We start from the raw sequence: 17241 nt of genomic DNA on the forward strand, positions 1-17241 counted from the left end.
GCTCAAACTCGATTGCCCAGGTGACTATGAGTGCGCTCAGTCTGTGGCAGACTTCACAATTCTTATTGTTACCGGTAACATGTTACCGGTAACGTGCTAAGTTAGAACCCATCGGCAGCACGTTTTTTGAAAAATGAGATAGAGGTCAAACAATGGCGGGTAAGAGCATTATCGTGATGGGTGTATGTGGTAGCGGCAAGTCCAGCGTGGGCCTCAAGGTGGCCAGTGTGCTGGGCGCCAAGTTCATCGACGGTGATGATCTGCACCCCAGGGCCAACATCCAGAAGATGGCCGGCGGCAACCCGCTCAACGATGAGGATCGCGCCCCCTGGCTGGAGCGGATCCGCGACGCGGCCTACAGCCTGGAGCAGAAGAACGAGGTGGGCGTCATCGTCTGCTCGGCCCTCAAGAAGCAGTACCGCGACCAGATCCGTGAAGGCAACGAGTCGGTCAGCTTCCTCTTCCTCGACGGCAGCCAGCCGCTGATCCTCGAGCGGATGCGGGCCCGCAAGGGCCACTTCATGCGCGAAAGCATGGTACAAAGTCAGTTCGATACCCTGGAGCGCCCGGACGGCGAAGCCGGTGTATTCAATATCGATATCGACGGCACCTTCGAACAGGTGGTTGATCGCGCCGTCACTGCATTGGAGCAAGCCCAATGATCCATCAGGTCATTTCCAGCGTCACCGCCCGCATTCGCGAGCGCAGTGCCGCCCGTCGCCAGGCCTTCCTGGCCCGCATCCAGCGTCAGGCCGATCAGGGCAAGACCCGCGCCGCGCTGGCCTGTGGCAACCTGGCCCACGCCGTGGCCGCTTCCAGCTGTGACGAGAAGGGGCGCATCCTCGACATGACCCGCGCCAACGTCGGCATCGTCACCGCCTACAACGACATGCTGAGCGCCCATCAGCCCTATCAGGGCTATCCGGACATCATCAAGGCCGCGCTGGCCGAGCTGGGCCACAGCGCCCAGGTGGCCGGCGGCGTGCCCGCCATGTGCGACGGCGTGACCCAGGGGCAGCCGGGGATGGACATGTCCCTGTTCTCCCGCGATCTGATCGCCCAGGCGACCGCGCTGTCGCTCTCCCACAACACCTTCGACGCCACCCTGCTGCTCGGCATCTGCGACAAGATAGCGCCGGGCCAGATCATGGGGGCGCTCTCCCACGCCCACCTGCCCACCGCCTTCGTGCCGGCCGGCCCGATGGCGAGCGGCATCAGCAACGACGAGAAGGTGAAGGTGCGCCAGCAGTACGCCGCCGGCGAAGTGGGCCGTGACGCCCTGCTGCAGATGGAGTGCGGCGCCTACCACGCGGCGGGCACCTGCACCTTCTACGGCACCGCCAACACCAACCAGCTGGTGTTCGAGGCCATGGGTCTGATGCTGCCGGGCTCCGCCTTCGTCCACCCGCACAGCGAGCTGCGCCGCGCCCTCACCGAGGAGGCGGCCCGCCGCATCAGCGCCATGATCCCGGGTTCCCCGGCCTATCGCCCCCTGAGTGCGGTGATCGACGAGCGCTCGCTGGTCAACGGGCTGGTGGCCCTGCTCGCCTCCGGCGGCAGCACCAACCACAGCATCCACATGGTGGCGCTGGCCCGCGCCGCCGGCCTGCACCTGACCTGGGACGACATCAGCGATCTCTCCGACGTGGTGCCGCTGTTGGTGCGCATGTACCCGAACGGCCCGGCCGACGTCAACGCCTTCGAACAGGCGGGCGGCGTGCCCGGCCTGATGCGCCGGCTGGCCGAAGAGGGGCTTATCCACCTGGACGCCACTCCGGTCTTTGGCGAGATGCAGGATTACCTCAGCCGTCCGGCACTGGTGGATGGCCGGCTGGTATGGCAGCCGGTGGGCGAGAGCGGCGATGCGAGCGTGTTGTCGCCTTCCGGTAGCCGGTTCCAGGCCACCGGCGGCACCAAGCTGCTGGCGGGTAACCTGGGCCGCGCCGTGGTCAAGGTCTCCGCCGTGGCTCCCGAGTATCGGGTGATTGAAGCGCCGGCGCGGGTCTTCTCCTCCCAGCATGCGGTGGAAGCGGCCTACAAGGCGGGCGATCTCAATCAGGATGCCGTCATCGTGGTGCGCCACAATGGCCCGGCCGCCAACGGCATGCCGGAGCTGCACAAGCTGATGCCGGTGCTCGGCAACCTGCAGAAGGCGGGTTACAAGGTGGCGCTGGTCACCGACGGCCGTCTCTCCGGCGCCTCCGGCAAGATCCCTGCCGCCATCCACGTCACCCCAGAAGCGCTGCACGGCGGGGCCATCGGTCTGCTTGCCGATGGCGACCTGCTGCGGGTGGACGCGGTAAACGGCAGCCTCGACTGCCTGACCGATTTGAGTGGCCGTACCCAGGCCGAGATCGACCTCACCCTGGAACAAGAGGGGTGGGGCCGTGAACTGTTCAGCGTGATGCGTCGCGCGGTATCGAGCGCCGAGTGCGGCGCCACTATTTTTGACTAAGAGCCTTTGACTAAGGAAGAGCTATGCAGAACTGGAAAGTGACCCCGGCCGAGGTGTTTGCCGCCTCCCCGCTGGTACCCGTGATGGTCATTAATGAGCTGGAGCAGGCCCTGCCGATGGCCAAGGCGCTGCTGGACGGTGGCATCTCGGTGTTCGAGATCACCCTGCGCACCCCGGTGGCGCTGGAGGCCATCGCCCTCATCGCCAAGGCGATGCCGGAAGCCATGGTCGGTGCCGGTACCGTGCTCAACTGCGCGCAGTTTGATGCGGCTGTGGCCGCCGGTGCCCGCTTCGTCATTTCCCCGGGGATGACCCCGGCCCTGCTGGCCCACGCGGCCAACAGCACGGCGCCGCTGATCCCGGGCGTGGCCACCCCGTCCGAGGTGATGCAGGCGCTGGAAGCCGGTTACGACCACCTCAAATTCTTCCCGGCTGAAGCGAACGGCGGCACCAAGGCGCTCTCCGCCATCGCCGCGCCGCTGCCCCAGGTGAAGTTCTGCCCTACCGGCGGCATTGGCCCGAAAAACGTGGCCGACTATCTGGCGCTGAAATGCGTCGCCACCGTCGGCGGCTCCTGGATGCTGCCGGCAGAGGCCGTCAAGAACGGTAACTGGGAAGAGGTGACCCGCCTCTCCCGCGAAGCCGTCGCCCTGGTCGCATCCTGATTTGACGCTGGCGTGAGCCGGACCTTCCGTTTGCCAAGCAAGCAGGCCACCCTCGGGTGGCCTGCTCTGTTTTAGCTGCATGGTGGGGATCTGGCCCTCAGCCCAGACTGTCCCCCTCGTACAGGGAGAAGCCCATGTCGAGCCGGGTGTCGGCCAGCGGCTGGCCGTTGAGGCGGGCCAGCAGCATGGTGGCGGCCGCACGGCCGATCTCCTTGCGTGGCGTGACGATACTGGCCAGCTTGGGGGTCATGGCGTGGCCGATGTCGAGGGCGTTGCTGCCGGCGATGGCGATCTGCTGGGGCACGGGTATCCACTTGGCCTGACACTGCAGCAGGGCGCCCACCGCCAGGTCATCGTTGGTGCAGAACAGGCCGTCCAGATCGGGATAGCGCACCAGTGCCTGCTCCAGCAGCTGGCCGCCGAGGGTGAAGCTGGAGGATTGCTCGGTCAGCAGGTGCTGACCGGAGAGGCCGAAATCCTGCATCGCCTGGTAGTAGCCTTCCATCCGCAGCTGGGTGCGCACGTCGAGCCGCGCGCCGAGATAGACCAGCTTGCGTCGGCCCCGGCGCAGCATCTTTGTTACCATGGCCCGGGCGGCTGCCCGGTGATCCATGCCGACCACCATGTCGATGGGGCTCTGCGGCAGATCCATGGTCTCCACCACCGGGATGCCGGCGGTGGCAATCATCTTGCGGGTGCGCTCGGTGTGCTGGCTGTCGGAGAGGATCAGCCCATCCACGTGATAGGAGAGCAGGGAGGCGACCTGCTCCTCTTCCCGCTCCGGGCTGTAGCCGTAGTGGGCCAGCAGGGTCTGGTAGCCGGCGGGCCGGGTCACCGATTCGATGCCGTGCACCACGGCGGAGAAGACCTGGTTGGAGAGGGAGGGGATCAGGATGCCGATCGCCCTGCTGGTGGCGTTGGAGAGAATGTCCGGCGCCCGGTTGGGGATGTAGCCGAGCTCCTCCACCGCGGCGGCGATCCGCTCGCGGGTGCCCTCGGCCACGGCCTGCGGGTCGCGCAGGTAGCGGCTGACGGTCATCTTGGTGACCCCGGTCAGGTCGGCTATGTCCTGCAGGGTGGGGCGGCGCTTGCGGGTGTCGTTCATCTCGGGATCCGGCAGAAATGTTACACGTAACATTACCGTTTTTGTTTAACAAAGTCAGCATATGACGCCATCAACAGGGGGAGTCGCGGGATGATCAAGGACAAGTGCTTCGAGGGCGTGCGCTTCGAGCAGCAGGACCTGGAGGGGGAGCAGTTCCAGGGTTGCCGTTTCATCGGCTGCAACTTCTCTTGGCTCGATCTGGCCGAATGCCGCTTCGTCGACTGCAGCTTCTATGACCGGGAGCGCGAGCAGAGTTGTCTGCTGCAGGGTTGCGACCTGCGCGAGGCCAGCTTCCTGCGCTGCGATCTCACCATGGCCGACTGCAGCCAAAGCCAATGTCTGGGACTGGAGCTGCGCGACTGTCAGGCGCTGGGGATCAACTTCTCCCGCGCCAGCTTTGCCAACCAGATCACCGTCAAGAGCTACTTCTGCGAGGCCCATCTGACCGGCAACAACTTCAGTTACGCCAATTTCGAAGGGTGCTTGCTGGAGCAATGCGAATTGAGCGGCAATCGCTGGCAGGGGGCCAACCTGTTCGGTGCCTCGCTGGCGGGCTCCGATCTCAGCGGATCCGAGTTTGGCCAAATAGACTGGGCCAGCGTCAACCTGCAGGGTTGTGACCTGCGCCAGTGCGATCTGCCGGGGCTGGATCTGCGGCGGGTCAATCTGGACGGGGTGCAGATCAACGAAGATCAGCAGCAGGCCTTGCTGGAGCAGATCGGACTGATCGTCTTCCCCTGAGCCGGCAGGAAAAGAGGTAAGTTTTCGTCATCTGCCGTCATGCCCGCTGCCGGTGGCGAACAAAAAAGCCTGCATGATGCAGGCTTTTCTGGATGGCAAGGTTGGCGGCCGGGTGGCGGTGATCAGCGCTTGGCCAGCCACTTGGTGGGGTTGATCGCCTCACCCTGATAGCGGATCTCGAAGTAGAGGCCGGGCCTGTCTTGGCCGCCACTGTCGCCGACCAGCGCCACCGGTTCACCCTGTTCCACGTTCTGGCCCACCTGGCGCAGCAGCGACTGGTTGTGACCGTAGAGGCTCATGTAGCCGCGGCCGTGATCGATTACCAGCAGCATGCCGAAGCCGTCGAGCCAGTCGGCGTAGACCACCTGGCCCGGTGCCACCGCCTTGACCTGGGTACCTTCACTGGCGCCGATCAGGGTGCCTTTCCACTTCAATTCGGCGGTGCGCGGCGAGCCGTAGGCGATGAGGATGGGGCCCTGCACCGGCCAGCGCAGGCTGCCGTTGGTCTTGAGTCCGCTGTAATAGCCGGCGCTGCTGATCCCAGAACCCCGCTCGGGTTTGTTGCTGGCCACTTCCTCGGTCGGCTGCTGTTGCTGGGCTGCCTTGTTCTGTTGGGCAGCGAGCCGCTGTTGTTCGGCACGGCGCTGCTCTGCCAGCTTGCGCTGCCGCTCCTGCTCCGCCTTCAGCTTGGCGAGGCGTTCCCGCTCGGCCCGTTCGCGTCGTTCCTGCTCTTCTCGCTGGCGGCGCAGCTCTTCCAGCCGGGCCTTCAAGGTTTTTTCCGCCTTGACCAGCTTGCTCAGCTTCTGTTCGTCATCCTGTACCGATTGCTGCAGCTGGTTGCGCACCTTGGCGCGGCTCTGCTGGCTGGCAAGCAGGCTCTGGTGATGTTGCTGCTGTTCGCTCAGCAGGCTTTGCAGCCGGCTTTCGGTCTCTTTGGTGGCCTGCTGGTTTTTGGCCAGCTTGGTGCGGGTGGCACGCAGCGCCTCGATGGCTTCGATGCGGGCCTTGTTGAGGTAGTCGTAGTAGTCGAGGGAGCGGCTCAGTTTGGCCGGATCCTGCTGATTGAGCAGCAGTTTGAGGTAATCGTGGTTGCCGGCGGTGAAGGCGCTCTCGGCCTGCTTGGCCAGCAACTGCTTCTGATGGCTGGCCTGCTGTTCCAGATCCAGCTTGTCTTGCTGCAGCCCCACCAGTTTCTGCTGGTTCTCTCTGAGCTGCTGCTTGGTCTGTTCGAGCTTGGCGGCGGCGGCCGAGATGGCCTGCTCATCAGCCTTGAGCTGGGTGTTGAGCTTGGCAAGCTCCTGCTTGCTGAGCTTGATGGTCTGCTGTTGTTCCTTGATCTGGGACTGCATGGCACCGAGCTGCTGGTTGGCAGCCCGTGCCGTGGCCGGCCCGAACGACAGACAAAAAAACAGCGCGCCGGCCAACAGGCCGACGCGACTGGTTTTGGTTGAAATAACTTCGCATCCCCGCATGGGGAAGGATTATTTCAGAATCATCAGGGGCTTGCCAGTCATTTCCGGCGGTACCGGCAGACCCATCAGGGTCAGCATGGTGGGGGCCAGATCGGACAATTTGCCGCCTTCAGCCACTTCAGCCTTGCGACCGAAATAGATGAGCGGAACCGGCAGGTTGGTGTGGGCGGTGTGCGCCTGACCGGTCTCTTCGTCCATCATCTTCTCGGCGTTGCCGTGGTCGGCGGTGATCAGGCACTCGCCACCCACTTCGGCCAGCGCCTCAGTGACGCGACCGATGCAGTGGTCGACAGCTTCACAGGCCTTGACCGCGGCGTCGAACACGCCGGTGTGGCCAACCATGTCGCCGTTCGGGTAGTTGCAGATGATGACGTCGTACTTGCCGCTCTTGATGGCGCCGACCAGCTTGTCGGTCAGCTCTTCGGAGCTCATTTCCGGCTGAAGGTCGTAGGTGGCCACTTTCGGGCTGGCGACGATCTCGCGATCTTCACCAGTGAAGCAGGCCTCTTCGCCGCCGTTGAAGAAGAAGGTGACGTGGGCGTACTTCTCGGTTTCGGAGATGCGCAGCTGGGTCTTGCCCTGCTTGGCCAGCCATTCACCCAGGGTGTTGACCAGCGCGGTCGGCGGGTAGGCACAGGCGGTTTTGATGTCGGCCGCGTACTCGGTCAGCATCACGAAGTTCAGCGCCGGGGTAGCGGTGCGGGCGAAGCCGGTGAAGTCGCTGTCGACGAAGGCGCGGGTGATCTCGCGGGCACGGTCGGCACGGAAGTTCATGAAGATCAGCGCATCGCCATCCTGCATGGGGGCGGCGGCACCGATGCGGGTGGCTTTGACGAACTCGTCGTTCTCGTCGCGAGCGTAGGCTGCGGCCAGGGCTTCGCTGGCGCTGTCGGTGGTGAACTCGCCCTTGCCCTGGGTCATCAGGTCATAGGCTTGCTGCACGCGATCCCAGCGGTTGTCGCGGTCCATGGCGTAGTAACGGCCGATCATGGAGGCGAAGCGACCCTTGCCCAGACGGGCGAACAGGGCATCGAACTGCTCGATGGAGGACTGGGCGGAGCGCGGCGGCACGTCACGACCATCCAGGAAGGCGTGGAAGTAGATCTGCTCGGCGCCACGCTTGGCGGCCATTTCGATCATGCCCATGATGTGCTCTTCGTGGCTGTGCACGCCACCCGGGGACATCAGGCCCATGATGTGCACGGCCTTGCCCTTGGTCACGGCAGCATCGACCGCCTTGGCCAGCTCGACGTTCTGGAAGAAGTCGCCGTCTTGGATGTCTTTGGAGATGCGGGTCAGTTCCTGATAGACGATGCGACCGGCGCCGATGTTGACGTGGCCCACTTCGGAGTTCCCCATCTGACCATCAGGCAGACCCACGTCCAGGCCGGAGCCGGAGATCAGGGTGCTGGTGTAGTCACGGGCGAGACGGTCGAGGTTGGGAGTCTTGGCGGCCGCGACGGCGTTGTGCTCTTGCTTGGTGCTGTAGCCCCAACCGTCCATGATGACCAGAACCAAAGGTTTCTTAGCTGTTGACATAAGGCTATGTCCTCTCGGATAGGAATGAATTGCGGGAAGTGAAACTAGCGTAATATTACTACATCTGCCGAAATAGTCACCTGATAGCCAAGCCCCGTCCGGCGGGGGCCACACGCTGTTGCCGAGCTGTTTCTTCTTTGTCGCCGGCTTGTCGCACCACTTGACGAATCCTCCCCCTAGCGGGCCGAATGCCACTTTTTATGCCGCCGCTTTCCCTCGTCCCCGTCTGGTGGGAGCCCGCTCCCGCTTTGCCGCCAAGATGGCTGATCTTGGCTGGGTCCCCATGTATACTCGGGCACTTGTCTTGGTCCCTGGATAGTAGAAGATGCAAGAGTATTTGGATTTTGCGGCCCGCAACCCGCTGCTGACCGCAGCCTGGTTCGGCCTGGCAGGCACCCTGGTTTACACCACGGTGCGTGCTCGTTTTTCTCCGGTGAAGTCGGTGAACAACCACACCGCAACCCTGCTGATCAACCGTGAAAACGCCACCGTGGTGGATATTCGCAGTCAGGAAGAGTTTGCCAAGGGCCATCTGGCCGGTGCCCAGCATCTGCCGCTCAGCCAGATCCAGAGCAATAATCTGGGCCCGGTTGAAAAGCATAAAGATGCCCCCATCATAGTGGTGTGCGAGTCGGGGATGACCGCTGGTGGCGCGGGTCGCCAATTGAGCAAAGCCGGCTTCAAGCAGGTGTATGTGCTCAGCGGTGGCATGGCCCAGTGGCGTGCAGAGAATCTGCCGGTGACCAAAAAACGCTGATTTAAGGGCCTGCGCCCACCTATTTTCATAAAAAGGAATCAAACAAAATGGCTGAAGAGATCAACAACCAGGAAGTACAACCGGAATTCCACATCCAGCGCGTCTACACCAAGGACGTCTCCTTCGAAGCGCCGAATACCCCGCACATCTTCCAGAAAGAGTGGCAGCCGGACGTCAAGCTGGACATGGACACCAAGACCAACATCCTGGCCGACAGCGTCTATGAAGTGGTACTGACCCTGACCGTGACCTGCAAGCTGGAAACCGAAACTGCCTTCCTGTGTGAAGTTCAGCAAGCCGGTATCTTCACCATCGGCAACCTGCCAGAGCCGCAACTGGCTCACTGCCTGGCTGCCTTCTGCCCGAACATCCTGTTCCCGTATGCCCGCGAAGCGGTGTCCAACCTGGTGAGCAAGGGTTCCTTCCCGCAGCTGAACCTGGCACCGGTCAACTTCGATGCCCTGTTTGCCCAGCACATGGCGCAGGCACAGGCCCAGCAGGCGACTGCGGAAGCCTGATAATGGCCGACCAGATCGCTATCTCGGTCTTGGGGGCGGGGTCTTATGGCTCCGCCCTTGCCATTTCTCTGGCGCGCAACGGTCATCCGACCCTGCTGTGGGGTCACGACCCTGCCCATGTCGCCGAGCTGGAACAAGACCGCTGCAACAAGGCTTTTCTGCCGGATGTCCCTTTTCCTGCCGATCTGCAGCTGACCGCCGATCTGCAACAGGCGGTACAAGCCGCCCCCGTGCTGCTGCTGGTGGTGCCGAGCCATGTGTTCGGTCAGGTACTGGCCCAGGTCAAACCCTTCCTGCGCTCGGATACCCGTATCGCCTGGGCCACCAAGGGGCTGGAGCCGGACAGCGGCCGCCTGCTGCAAGACGTGGCGCGCGAGGTGCTGGGTGACGAGATGCCGCTGGCGGTCATCTCCGGCCCCACCTTCGCCAAGGAGCTGGCCGCCGGTTTGCCGACCGCCATCTCGGTCGCCTCGACCCACGACGACTTCGCCGACGATCTTTCCCTGCTGCTGCACTGTGGCCGTTCGTTCCGGGTCTATACCAATCCGGACTTCATCGGTCTGCAACTGGGTGGGGCGGTCAAGAACGTCATCGCCATCGGTGCCGGTCTCTCCGACGGGCTGGGTTTTGGCGCCAACGCCAGGACCGCGCTCATCACCCGGGGCTTGGTAGAGATGCAGCGCCTGGGCGCCGCGCTCGGTGCCGACGCCAAGACCTTCATGGGGATGGCGGGGCTCGGGGATCTGGTGCTGACCTGCACCGACAACCAGTCGCGCAACCGTCGCTTCGGGCTGGCCCTCGGGGCCGGCAAGGATGTGAACACCGCCATGGCCGAGATCGGTCAGGTAGTGGAAGGCTATCGCAACACCAAGGAGGTGCATCTGCTGGCGGCCCGCTGTGGCGTCGAGATGCCCATCTGCGAGCAGATCTTCAAGGTGCTGTACGAAGGCAAGAATCCGAAAGAGGCGGCCATCGCCCTGCTGTCGCGAGACAAGAAGGACGAGTGATCCGCCCGCTGCAGAATGCAAAAGGCCCCGCCAGCTGGCGGGGCCTTTTCTTTGCGGCAAGGGCAGCAAATCAGTAGTAGGAGTGATCGCCGCGCTGGTGCTCGGTGGCATCCTTGACGCCGTTGAGCTCGCCCGGGAATTTCTCCAACAGCTGCTTCTCGATCCCCTCTTTCAGGGTGTAGTCGACCATGGAGCAACCGTTGCAACCGCCGCCGAACTGCAGGATGGCCAGCTTGTCCTCAGTCAGCTCGACCAGGGTGACCTTGCCGCCGTGGCCGGCCAGCATGGGGTTCACCTCGGACATCAACACGTACTCGATACGGTCGATCAGCGGGGCGTCGTCGGCCACTTTGCGCATCTTGGCGTTCGGGGCCTTCAGGGTGAGCTGGGAGCCCATCTGATCGGTGACGAAATCGATGGTGGCATCCACCAGGAAGGGGGCGCTCATGGGATCGACCAGGCAGTCGAAGCCGCTGAAGGGCAGGTGTTGATCTTCCGGATCGACCGCGTCGGGTGGGCAATATGATACGCCGCACTCGGCATTCTGGGTTCCCGGATTGACCACAAACACCCGGATATTGGTGCCATCAGGCTGTTTTTCCAGCAGTTTACGGAAATGGGCCTGGGCGGTGTCGGAAATGCTGATCATCACTATCCTCATAAACCTGAGTGTACGACTAGGGTATTCATGATAACTCTCTTGGCAAGGCTTGGGTAGCATGCCGATGGTTACTTGAGATGCTTGAGGGTGCGACAGACGGCCCACACTTCCACCTTTGTGACTCCGCTCTCATGGAGCAAACGGGTGAGATGGCCGGCGGTCGCGCCCGTGGTGACCACATCATCGAGCAGCGCCACGTGTTGGTAGGCGTGGGGGCGGATCTGGAAGGCGCCGCGCAGATTGCGCCGCCGCTGGCCGGCACTGAGCTTGGTTTGCTGCGGGGTTGCCCTGACCCGGCGCAGCAGGCGCTTGTCACAAGGAATGCCGGTCAGCTCGCTGAGAGCGAGGGCTATCTCTTCCGCCTGATTGAAGCCGCGCCACCACTGGCGCCACCAGTGCAGAGGCACAGGAATGATGGCCTCTGGCGGCTCGCTGAGATCCAGATGATCGGCCAGCAGCCGGGCGAGCAGCGGGGCCAGCAGGATCTGGCCGGAATACTTCAGCCGGGGGATCAGCATGGGGTAGGGGGGGCGATAGTCACCGATGACCTGCAGCCGCTCCCATGGCGGCGGCCTGCGCTGGCAGCGACCGCAGATCGGCAGGCGTTCTTCATGCGTTGCTGGCAAGGGAGCGGCACACAAGCGGCAGGTATGCTCAGCCTGCTGCAGTGCCTGCCGGCACCAGCTGCACAGCAAGGGGTCGACATCGCAAGGCTGCAGGCAGAGCAGGCAGTTGCCCTGCCAGTCGGCATGGCGGCCGAGGATCGGACTTGCTTTGGCGAGCAACCGCTTTAACATGCTGACCCCAACAGAGTGAACAGGATCTGAGTCTAGATGAGCGTGTCGGTTGAGCGGTTTGGTCAGGGGCCCGATCTGGTGCTGTTGCACGGATGGGGAATGAATGGCGCGGTCTGGCATGGCATTGTGCCGGCCCTGGCGTCTCGCTATCGCGTCCATCTGGTGGATCTGCCCGGCTTTGGCAACAGTCCGCTGGGGGGCGGAATAGAGTACAGTCTGCCCTGGTTGGCTGAACAGGTTGAAACCATCCTGCCGGAGCAGTGCCATTTGCTGGGGTGGTCCCTCGGTGGTCTGGTGGCAAGCCAGTTGGCCTTGAGCCATCCCGAGCGACTGCACTCCCTCATCACGGTGGCCAGCTCCCCCTGTTTCATGGCCCGTGACGAATGGCCGGGGATCGCCCCCAAGGTACTGGCCGGTTTCAACCAGATGTTGGCAGGGGACTTCAAGCAGACCATCGAACGCTTCCTAGCGATCCAGGCGATGGGTAGCGAACACGCCAGGGACGACATCCGCCAGTTGCGCCACTGGCTGGCGGAGCGGCCCGCTCCACAGCTGGCCGCGCTGGAGGCCGGACTCGGTTTGCTGGCCGAGGTCGATCTGCGCGATGAGCTGACACCATTGAGCCTGCCTTGGCTGCGAGTCTACGGTCGGCTGGATTCGCTGGTGCCCAAGGCGTCCATCCCTCTGCTGGACGAGCGTTACCCGGCCAGCCGCAGTGTGGTGCTGGAAAAGGCCTCACACGCGCCCTTTATTTCCCATCCACAACAGTTCATTGAAATCATTGAACATTTTGTAGGTTGAAAAGTAGCCAATTTGCTTCATTAATCCTCTGGCGTGGCGGATAATTAATCCAGTGTCAGAGGAGAGTTGTCATGCGTATAGATTCAGCATTGAACAGCGGTGTGCAAGGCTTTCAGCGTGCGGAGCAGATCGCCGACAAGGCGTCCAGCCAGATCGCCAGGCTCAATACCCCGAGCGGTGACAAGGTTCAGCTGCCCGATGAGTTGGTCAACCTCAAGAGTGCCGAGGTGCAGGCCGGCGCCTCTGCCAAGGTGATCCAGACCGCCAGCGACATGATGGGAACCCTGATCGACATCCGGGTGTGACATGAACATCAATGTCAGTCTGCCGACCATCATTCCCAACCAGCTGCAACCGCAGACGGAATCGGCACGCACTGACAATCGTCGCGCGGCACTCATCCCCCAGAGCCGTCAGAGCGAGGCTTTCAACGCCGAGTCCGAGGTCGGCTCCCAGAAAGAGAAGTCCAGAGCCGGCCAGGCCAATCCCAATCAGACTTCCCAGCAGGCCCGAGAAGGCTCCCAGACCGGCAACCCGCAGGCGGCGATCGACAATCGCTTCGTCGAGGCCACCGGTGAGGACGGTCAGCGCAACAAGCAGCAGGATCCCAAGCAGCAGGAGCAACAGCAGAAGCAGGAGTTGCAGGTCAAGGAGCTGGCCGACAGGGATCAGGAAGTGCGCACTCACGAGCAGGCACACCAGAGCACCGGCGGTCAGTATGCAGGCAGCCCAACCTATGAGTTTGCCATGGGGCCGGATGGCAAGCGTTACGCGACCGGCGGTGGCGTCTCCATCGATATCGGGACCATCCCCGGCGATCCCAGAGCCACCATCGCCAAGATGCAACAGGTGCGGGCCGCCGCACTGGCGCCTGCCGAGCCCTCCTCTCAGGATCTGAGCGTAGCCAGAAGTGCTGCGGCCAAGGAGGCACAGGCCCGCAAGGCGCTGCTTTCATCCGACCCTGATACCGCCCTGGCTGCAGACGGCAGCGCCAAGACGGGCGTGCTGAATGGCTACATGGAGCAGCGCAACCAGGTCATCGCCCAGCGTTATCAGCAGGCAGTCAAGCCTGCGGCCCAGCAGAACCTGAGCCTGAGTGTCTGAGGTTTCCACCGTATTTCCGCCCGGTTTTTCCCTCGCGAGCAGGCATTTGCAACTAATCTGAGGGGTAATCCCATCCACGCTCACAGGAGTCGTCATGCACTTTGATGAAGTCAAACCGGAAGATTTTGCTACCTTCTCCCGTGTACCACCGCCGCACCTCCAGATGGAGCAGTTCTTGATGCAGCTTGGCGGGGGCGGCACCGAAGGCACCCATTTCAAGAAGAAGGTGATGTTGGCAGCAGGCTGGAGCCATACCGGCGTGGTTTCTTATGGCAAGTATCCGCAAGAGGCCTGCAAGGCATTCAACCGGCTGCGGGAGGTACTGGCAGCCCATCTGGAGGCTGACGCCATTCTGGCTGCGCTGGCCCAATGAGGCCGCACAACAGCGACAAAAAAGCCCCTCGCGGGGCTTTTTGCATTCTAGGGACTTATTTCTTCAGCTTCGACAGGGCAGCCGCGAAGGCGTTGCCCATGGCGCCATCGGCCGGGGGGCTCTGACGCGGTGCCTGCTTCGGCTTGGCATTGCCGGTGTGGCGCGGCTCGGCCGGTTTGCGTGCCGGCTGGCCGGCTTTCTCATCCAGGCGCATGGTCAGACTGATGCGTTTGCGCGGTACGTCCACTTCCAGCACCTTGACCCGGACGATGTCGCCGGCCTTGACTACCTCGCGGGGATCCTTGACGAAGCGATCGGTGAGGGAGGAGATGTGCACCAGCCCGTCCTGATGGACGCCGATGTCGACGAAGGCGCCAAAGTTGGTGACGTTGGTGACCACCCCCTCCAGCACCATCTCGGGCACCAGATCGCTGATTTTCTCTACCCCTTCTTTGAAGGTGGCGGTCTTGAACTCGGGACGCGGGTCGCGGCCAGGCTTGTCCAGCTCACCGATGATGTCGGTGACGGTAGGCACCCCGAACTGCTCGTCGGTGTAGTCGGCGGGTTTGAGAGTGCGTAGCAGGCTGCTGTTGCCGAGCAGGCTGTCCACGGTCTGCTCCAGCTTGGCGAGGATCCGCTCCACCACTGGGTAGGATTCCGGGTGCACCGCCGAGCCGTCCAGCGGGTTGCTGCCGCCACGAATGCGCAGGAAGCCGGCGCACTGCTCGAATGCCTTGGGCCCGAGTCGGCTTACTTTCAGCAGCTGCTGGCGGTGCTGGAAGGCGCCGTTTTCGTCGCGGTAGGCGACGATGTTCTGGGCCAGGGTCTGGGAGAGGCCGGAAACCCGGTTGAGCAGGGCGACCGAGGCGGTATTCACATCCACCCCGACCGCGTTCACGCAATCCTCGACCACCGCATCGAGGCGGCGGGCCAGCTGGCTCTGGCCGACGTCGTGCTGGTACTGGCCGACACCTATGCTCTTAGGATCGATCTTGACCAGCTCGGCTAGCGGATCCTGCAGCCGGCGGGCGATGGAGACGGCGCCGCGAATGGAGACATCGAGATCCGGGAACTCCTGCGAGGCGAGCTCGGAGGCAGAGTAGACCGATGCCCCCGCTTCACTCACCACAATCTTCTGCGCTTTGGCGGCCGGGTAGCGCTCGAACAGATCGCTTACCAGGCGGTCGGTTTCCCGCGAGGCGGTGCCGTTGCCGATGCTGATGAGTTCGACCTTGTGCTTCTGGCACAGCTCGCTCAGGGTCTTGAGACTCTGGTCAACCTGGCGTTTGGGTTCGAACGGATAGATGGTCGCGTGATCGACCAGCTTGCCGGTGGCATCGACCACCGCCACCTTGACCCCGGTGCGGATGCCCGGATCCAGCCCCATAGTGCAGCGCATGCCCGCCGGCGCTGCCATCAGCAGATCCTTGAGGTTCATGGCGAATACCTTGATCGCCCCGTCTTCTGCTGACTCGCGGATGCGGCCGATCAGCTCGGTCTCCATCTGCAAGGAGAGCTTGATCTTCCAGGTCCAGCTCACCACCCCTTGCAACCACTTGTCGGCTGGGCGGTTTTGCAGGTTGAGCCTGAGGTGATGGGCGATGATCCCTTCGCAGGGGCTGGCGCCCTCATCGTCGCCGGCAACCAGCGCCAGGTTGAGGATCCCCTCGTTGCGGCCGCGCAACATGGCCAGCACCCGGTGGGAGGGGGCCTTGTGCAGCGGTTCGTCGTGTTCGAAGTAGTCCTTGAACTTGGCCCCTTCCTGCTCCTTGCCCGCCACCACGCGGGCACGCAGGGTGGCGTTGTGCCACAGATAGTCGCGCAGCTTCTCCAGCAGATCGGCCTGCTCGGCGAAGCGCTCCATCAGGATGTAGCGGGCACCGTCGAGGGCGGCCTTGCCGTCGGAGATCCCCTGCTCGGCATTGAGGAAGCGAACCGCCTCTTGCTCGGGATCTTTCAGCGGGTCGCTCAGCAGCAGGTCAGCCAGTGGCTCCAATCCCGCCTCGATGGCCATCTGCCCCTTGGTACGCCGCTTGGGCTTGTAGGGGAGGTAGAGGTCTTCCAGCCGGGTCTTGCTGTCGGCATCGTTCAGCTCGCGGGCCAGCTCCGGGGTCAGTTTGCCCTGCTCTTCGATGGAGCGCAGGATCACCTGGCGGCGATCCGCCAGTTCACGCAGGTAGCCGAGGCGGCTCTCCAGGGTACGCAGCTGGCTGTCGTCCAGACCGCCGGTCACCTCTTTGCGGTAACGGGCGATGAAGGGAACGGTGGCACCTTCGTCCAGCAGGCGAACGGCGGCTTGTACCTGCTCCGGGCGGGCATTCAGCTCACCGGCAATCTGATGTTCTATTACGTGGCTTTGCATCGAGGGTCTCTTGGTCGGGTCCTGGTCAACGGGCAGGCGCGAGGCGATGTCGCCGGGCAAGGGGCTGTCCTGGCGGTACTCAAGGTACCAGCCGGACCACTGCCGCGCGGGCCGGTTGGCGCCGCAAGGCGCCGGGTGTGAGCACTATATGGGGTCGGGCAGCGGGATGCCACCCCGGCAAAAATGACGCTTGTCATACCCGGTGGGTGGGCATGCTCGGTCTCTCCTGGCCTCGTCAGCCGATTTGGCCGCCTGGGTCGGCGCTGGCTTATTTGGGATAGCTGATCTCATTGATGTACCAGCAGGCGTCACCGACTGGCGTACGTACTATGGCCTCGTCCCCCACCTCTTTCTTGAGCAGGGCGCGGGCCATGGGGGAGTCGATGGAGATGTAATCCTTGCGCTCGAAGATCTCGTCATAGCCGACGATGCGAAAGCGCTTGGTCTCTCCCTCCTCGTTTTCCACCTCGACCCAGGCACCGAAAAAGACCTTGCCCTCCTGGGCGGGGGAGTAGTCGACGATCCCCAGCTCCTCGAGGCACTTGCGCAGGTAACGGACCCGCCGGTCGATCTCCCGCAGCCGTTTCTTGTTGTATTGGTAGTCGGCATTCTCGCTGCGATCACCGAGGCTGGCCGCCCAGGCCACTTTGCGGGTGGTCTCGGGGCGTTCCTCGCGCCAGAGGAAATCGAGCTCCTGTTTGAGCTTGTTGTAGCCTTCACGGGTGATCAGCTTGGTCTTCATCGGTCGTTACCTGTGTCAGTGGGGCTGATGAGCCTCTTATGGCTCGGCAGATCTTATCCGTTGTCGCCTTGCTGTCGAGCAAAAACTGGGGCGTCTGAGGGGATGCCTGAGTGATGAGACGCGGGGTGAAGGGGCGCAAAAT

Annotated in this window: 18 protein-coding genes; 11 read left to right on the plus strand and 7 right to left on the minus strand. The window is 63.1% G+C overall.

Annotation, left to right across the window (positions count from 1 at the left end):
- Positions 1-152: 152 nt before the first annotated feature.
- From OKC44_RS18245 to OKC44_RS18255, 3 genes are read left to right on the plus strand one after another with little or no spacing between them, the layout of a single operon-like run.
- Positions 153-662 (plus strand): gluconokinase, encoded by a 510-nt coding sequence (locus OKC44_RS18245; protein WP_270814477.1) that lies wholly within the window; start codon positions 153-155, stop codon positions 660-662.
- Positions 659-2455, plus strand: a complete 1797-nt coding sequence (gene edd, locus OKC44_RS18250; protein ID WP_017410601.1) for a phosphogluconate dehydratase — start codon at positions 659-661, stop codon at positions 2453-2455. The genes OKC44_RS18245 and edd overlap by 4 nt, the downstream gene beginning before the upstream one ends.
- Positions 2456-2478: 23 nt before the next feature.
- Positions 2479-3120 (plus strand): bifunctional 4-hydroxy-2-oxoglutarate aldolase/2-dehydro-3-deoxy-phosphogluconate aldolase, encoded by a 642-nt coding sequence (locus tag OKC44_RS18255; RefSeq protein WP_044798912.1) that lies wholly within the window; start codon positions 2479-2481, stop codon positions 3118-3120.
- A 97-nt stretch (positions 3121-3217) separates the two neighbouring features.
- On the opposite strand, the gene OKC44_RS18260 is transcribed toward OKC44_RS18255, so the two are convergent.
- Complete coding sequence (locus OKC44_RS18260; RefSeq protein ID WP_270814497.1) at positions 3218-4225, minus strand: substrate-binding domain-containing protein; 1008 nt, start codon at positions 4223-4225, stop codon at positions 3218-3220.
- Positions 4226-4315: 90 nt separating this feature from the next.
- Between OKC44_RS18260 and OKC44_RS18265 the strand changes: the two genes are divergently transcribed.
- A complete protein-coding gene (locus OKC44_RS18265) occupies positions 4316-4966 on the plus strand; it encodes a Qnr family pentapeptide repeat protein (RefSeq protein WP_045790859.1) in 651 nt (216 codons plus the stop codon).
- A gap of 122 nt (positions 4967-5088) precedes the next feature.
- On the opposite strand, the gene envC is transcribed toward OKC44_RS18265, so the two are convergent.
- Positions 5089-6438, minus strand: coding sequence for a murein hydrolase activator EnvC (gene envC, locus OKC44_RS18270; protein ID WP_270814480.1), 1350 nt, complete (start codon positions 6436-6438; stop codon positions 5089-5091).
- Between the two features lie 9 nt (positions 6439-6447).
- Positions 6448-7977, minus strand: a complete 1530-nt coding sequence (gpmM, locus tag OKC44_RS18275; RefSeq protein WP_270814482.1) for a 2,3-bisphosphoglycerate-independent phosphoglycerate mutase — start codon at positions 7975-7977, stop codon at positions 6448-6450.
- 325 nt (positions 7978-8302) lie between these two features.
- On the opposite strand from gpmM, the gene OKC44_RS18280 reads away from it, so the two are divergent.
- Genes OKC44_RS18280 through gpsA form a run of 3 tightly spaced genes read left to right on the plus strand, consistent with a single transcriptional unit; the run spans position 8303 to position 10259 of the window.
- Entirely contained in the window at positions 8303-8734 is a 432-nt protein-coding gene (locus OKC44_RS18280) for a rhodanese-like domain-containing protein (RefSeq protein ID WP_005307875.1), read from the plus strand.
- Positions 8735-8781: 47 nt separating this feature from the next.
- Positions 8782-9252 (plus strand): protein-export chaperone SecB, encoded by a 471-nt coding sequence (gene secB, locus OKC44_RS18285; protein ID WP_011704300.1) that lies wholly within the window; start codon positions 8782-8784, stop codon positions 9250-9252.
- 2 nt (positions 9253-9254) lie between these two features.
- On the plus strand, positions 9255-10259 hold the full coding sequence (gene gpsA, locus OKC44_RS18290; RefSeq protein ID WP_270814484.1) for an NAD(P)H-dependent glycerol-3-phosphate dehydrogenase: 1005 nt from the start codon (positions 9255-9257) through the stop codon (positions 10257-10259).
- A gap of 70 nt (positions 10260-10329) precedes the next feature.
- On the opposite strand, the gene nfuA is transcribed toward gpsA, so the two are convergent.
- Both nfuA and OKC44_RS18300 read right to left on the minus strand, forming a co-directional pair.
- Positions 10330-10908 carry a Fe-S biogenesis protein NfuA gene (gene nfuA / locus OKC44_RS18295; RefSeq protein ID WP_270814485.1) on the minus strand — a complete coding sequence of 193 codons (579 nt, stop codon included), beginning with the start codon at positions 10906-10908 and terminating at the stop codon, positions 10330-10332.
- 80 nt (positions 10909-10988) lie between these two features.
- Entirely contained in the window at positions 10989-11717 is a 729-nt protein-coding gene (locus tag OKC44_RS18300) for a ComF family protein (protein ID WP_257685793.1), read from the minus strand.
- Positions 11718-11753: 36 nt separating this feature from the next.
- Between OKC44_RS18300 and bioH the strand changes: the two genes are divergently transcribed.
- The 4 genes from bioH (at position 11754) to OKC44_RS18320 (ending at position 13995) form a co-directional block, all read left to right on the plus strand.
- Positions 11754-12518: a pimeloyl-ACP methyl ester esterase BioH gene (gene bioH / locus OKC44_RS18305; protein ID WP_270814490.1), complete on the plus strand. Its 765-nt coding sequence runs from the start codon at positions 11754-11756 to the stop codon at positions 12516-12518.
- A gap of 71 nt (positions 12519-12589) precedes the next feature.
- The gene (locus OKC44_RS18310; RefSeq protein WP_042065963.1) at positions 12590-12823 is read left to right on the plus strand and encodes a flagellar hook protein FlgE; all 234 of its coding nucleotides are present in this window, start codon (positions 12590-12592) and stop codon (positions 12821-12823) included.
- A 1-nt stretch (position 12824) separates the two neighbouring features.
- Entirely contained in the window at positions 12825-13622 is a 798-nt protein-coding gene (locus tag OKC44_RS18315; protein ID WP_270814491.1) for a putative metalloprotease CJM1_0395 family protein, read from the plus strand.
- Between the two features lie 94 nt (positions 13623-13716).
- Complete coding sequence (locus tag OKC44_RS18320) at positions 13717-13995, plus strand: hypothetical protein (RefSeq protein WP_270814492.1); 279 nt, start codon at positions 13717-13719, stop codon at positions 13993-13995.
- Positions 13996-14050: 55 nt separating this feature from the next.
- Here the strand turns inward: OKC44_RS18320 and OKC44_RS18325 are convergent, their stop codons facing one another.
- Both OKC44_RS18325 and greB read right to left on the minus strand, forming a co-directional pair.
- Positions 14051-16357, minus strand: coding sequence for a Tex family protein (locus tag OKC44_RS18325; protein WP_270814493.1), 2307 nt, complete (start codon positions 16355-16357; stop codon positions 14051-14053).
- Positions 16358-16625: 268 nt separating this feature from the next.
- The gene (greB, locus tag OKC44_RS18330; protein ID WP_011704309.1) at positions 16626-17099 is read right to left on the minus strand and encodes a transcription elongation factor GreB; all 474 of its coding nucleotides are present in this window, start codon (positions 17097-17099) and stop codon (positions 16626-16628) included.
- Positions 17100-17241: the final 142 nt, after the last annotated feature.

This window comes from Aeromonas sp. S41-2, assembly GCF_027705845.1.
In the GTDB taxonomy this organism is placed as follows: Bacteria; Pseudomonadota; Gammaproteobacteria; order Enterobacterales; family Aeromonadaceae; genus Aeromonas; species Aeromonas hydrophila.

What these genes read in the sequence shown, in the direction of transcription:
- OKC44_RS18320 (WP_270814492.1), top strand. Translation starts at nt 13,717, where the DNA reads ATGCACTTTGATGAAGTCAAACCGGAAGATTTTGCTACCTTCTCCCGT.
- OKC44_RS18260 (WP_270814497.1), bottom strand. Translation starts at nt 4,225, where the DNA reads ATGAACGACACCCGCAAGCGCCGCCCCACCCTGCAGGACATAGCCGAC.
- envC (WP_270814480.1), bottom strand. Translation starts at nt 6,438, where the DNA reads ATGCGGGGATGCGAAGTTATTTCAACCAAAACCAGTCGCGTCGGCCTG.
- OKC44_RS18280 (WP_005307875.1), top strand. Translation starts at nt 8,303, where the DNA reads ATGCAAGAGTATTTGGATTTTGCGGCCCGCAACCCGCTGCTGACCGCA.
- OKC44_RS18315 (WP_270814491.1), top strand. Translation starts at nt 12,825, where the DNA reads ATGAACATCAATGTCAGTCTGCCGACCATCATTCCCAACCAGCTGCAA.
- bioH (WP_270814490.1), top strand. Translation starts at nt 11,754, where the DNA reads ATGAGCGTGTCGGTTGAGCGGTTTGGTCAGGGGCCCGATCTGGTGCTG.
- OKC44_RS18310 (WP_042065963.1), top strand. Translation starts at nt 12,590, where the DNA reads ATGCGTATAGATTCAGCATTGAACAGCGGTGTGCAAGGCTTTCAGCGT.
- gpsA (WP_270814484.1), top strand. Translation starts at nt 9,255, where the DNA reads ATGGCCGACCAGATCGCTATCTCGGTCTTGGGGGCGGGGTCTTATGGC.
- OKC44_RS18245 (WP_270814477.1), top strand. Translation starts at nt 153, where the DNA reads ATGGCGGGTAAGAGCATTATCGTGATGGGTGTATGTGGTAGCGGCAAG.
- greB (WP_011704309.1), bottom strand. Translation starts at nt 17,099, where the DNA reads ATGAAGACCAAGCTGATCACCCGTGAAGGCTACAACAAGCTCAAACAG.
- secB (WP_011704300.1), top strand. Translation starts at nt 8,782, where the DNA reads ATGGCTGAAGAGATCAACAACCAGGAAGTACAACCGGAATTCCACATC.
- OKC44_RS18255 (WP_044798912.1), top strand. Translation starts at nt 2,479, where the DNA reads ATGCAGAACTGGAAAGTGACCCCGGCCGAGGTGTTTGCCGCCTCCCCG.
- gpmM (WP_270814482.1), bottom strand. Translation starts at nt 7,977, where the DNA reads ATGTCAACAGCTAAGAAACCTTTGGTTCTGGTCATCATGGACGGTTGG.
- edd (WP_017410601.1), top strand. Translation starts at nt 659, where the DNA reads ATGATCCATCAGGTCATTTCCAGCGTCACCGCCCGCATTCGCGAGCGC.
- nfuA (WP_270814485.1), bottom strand. Translation starts at nt 10,908, where the DNA reads ATGATCAGCATTTCCGACACCGCCCAGGCCCATTTCCGTAAACTGCTG.
- OKC44_RS18265 (WP_045790859.1), top strand. Translation starts at nt 4,316, where the DNA reads ATGATCAAGGACAAGTGCTTCGAGGGCGTGCGCTTCGAGCAGCAGGAC.
- OKC44_RS18300 (WP_257685793.1), bottom strand. Translation starts at nt 11,717, where the DNA reads ATGTTAAAGCGGTTGCTCGCCAAAGCAAGTCCGATCCTCGGCCGCCAT.
- OKC44_RS18325 (WP_270814493.1), bottom strand. Translation starts at nt 16,357, where the DNA reads ATGCAAAGCCACGTAATAGAACATCAGATTGCCGGTGAGCTGAATGCC.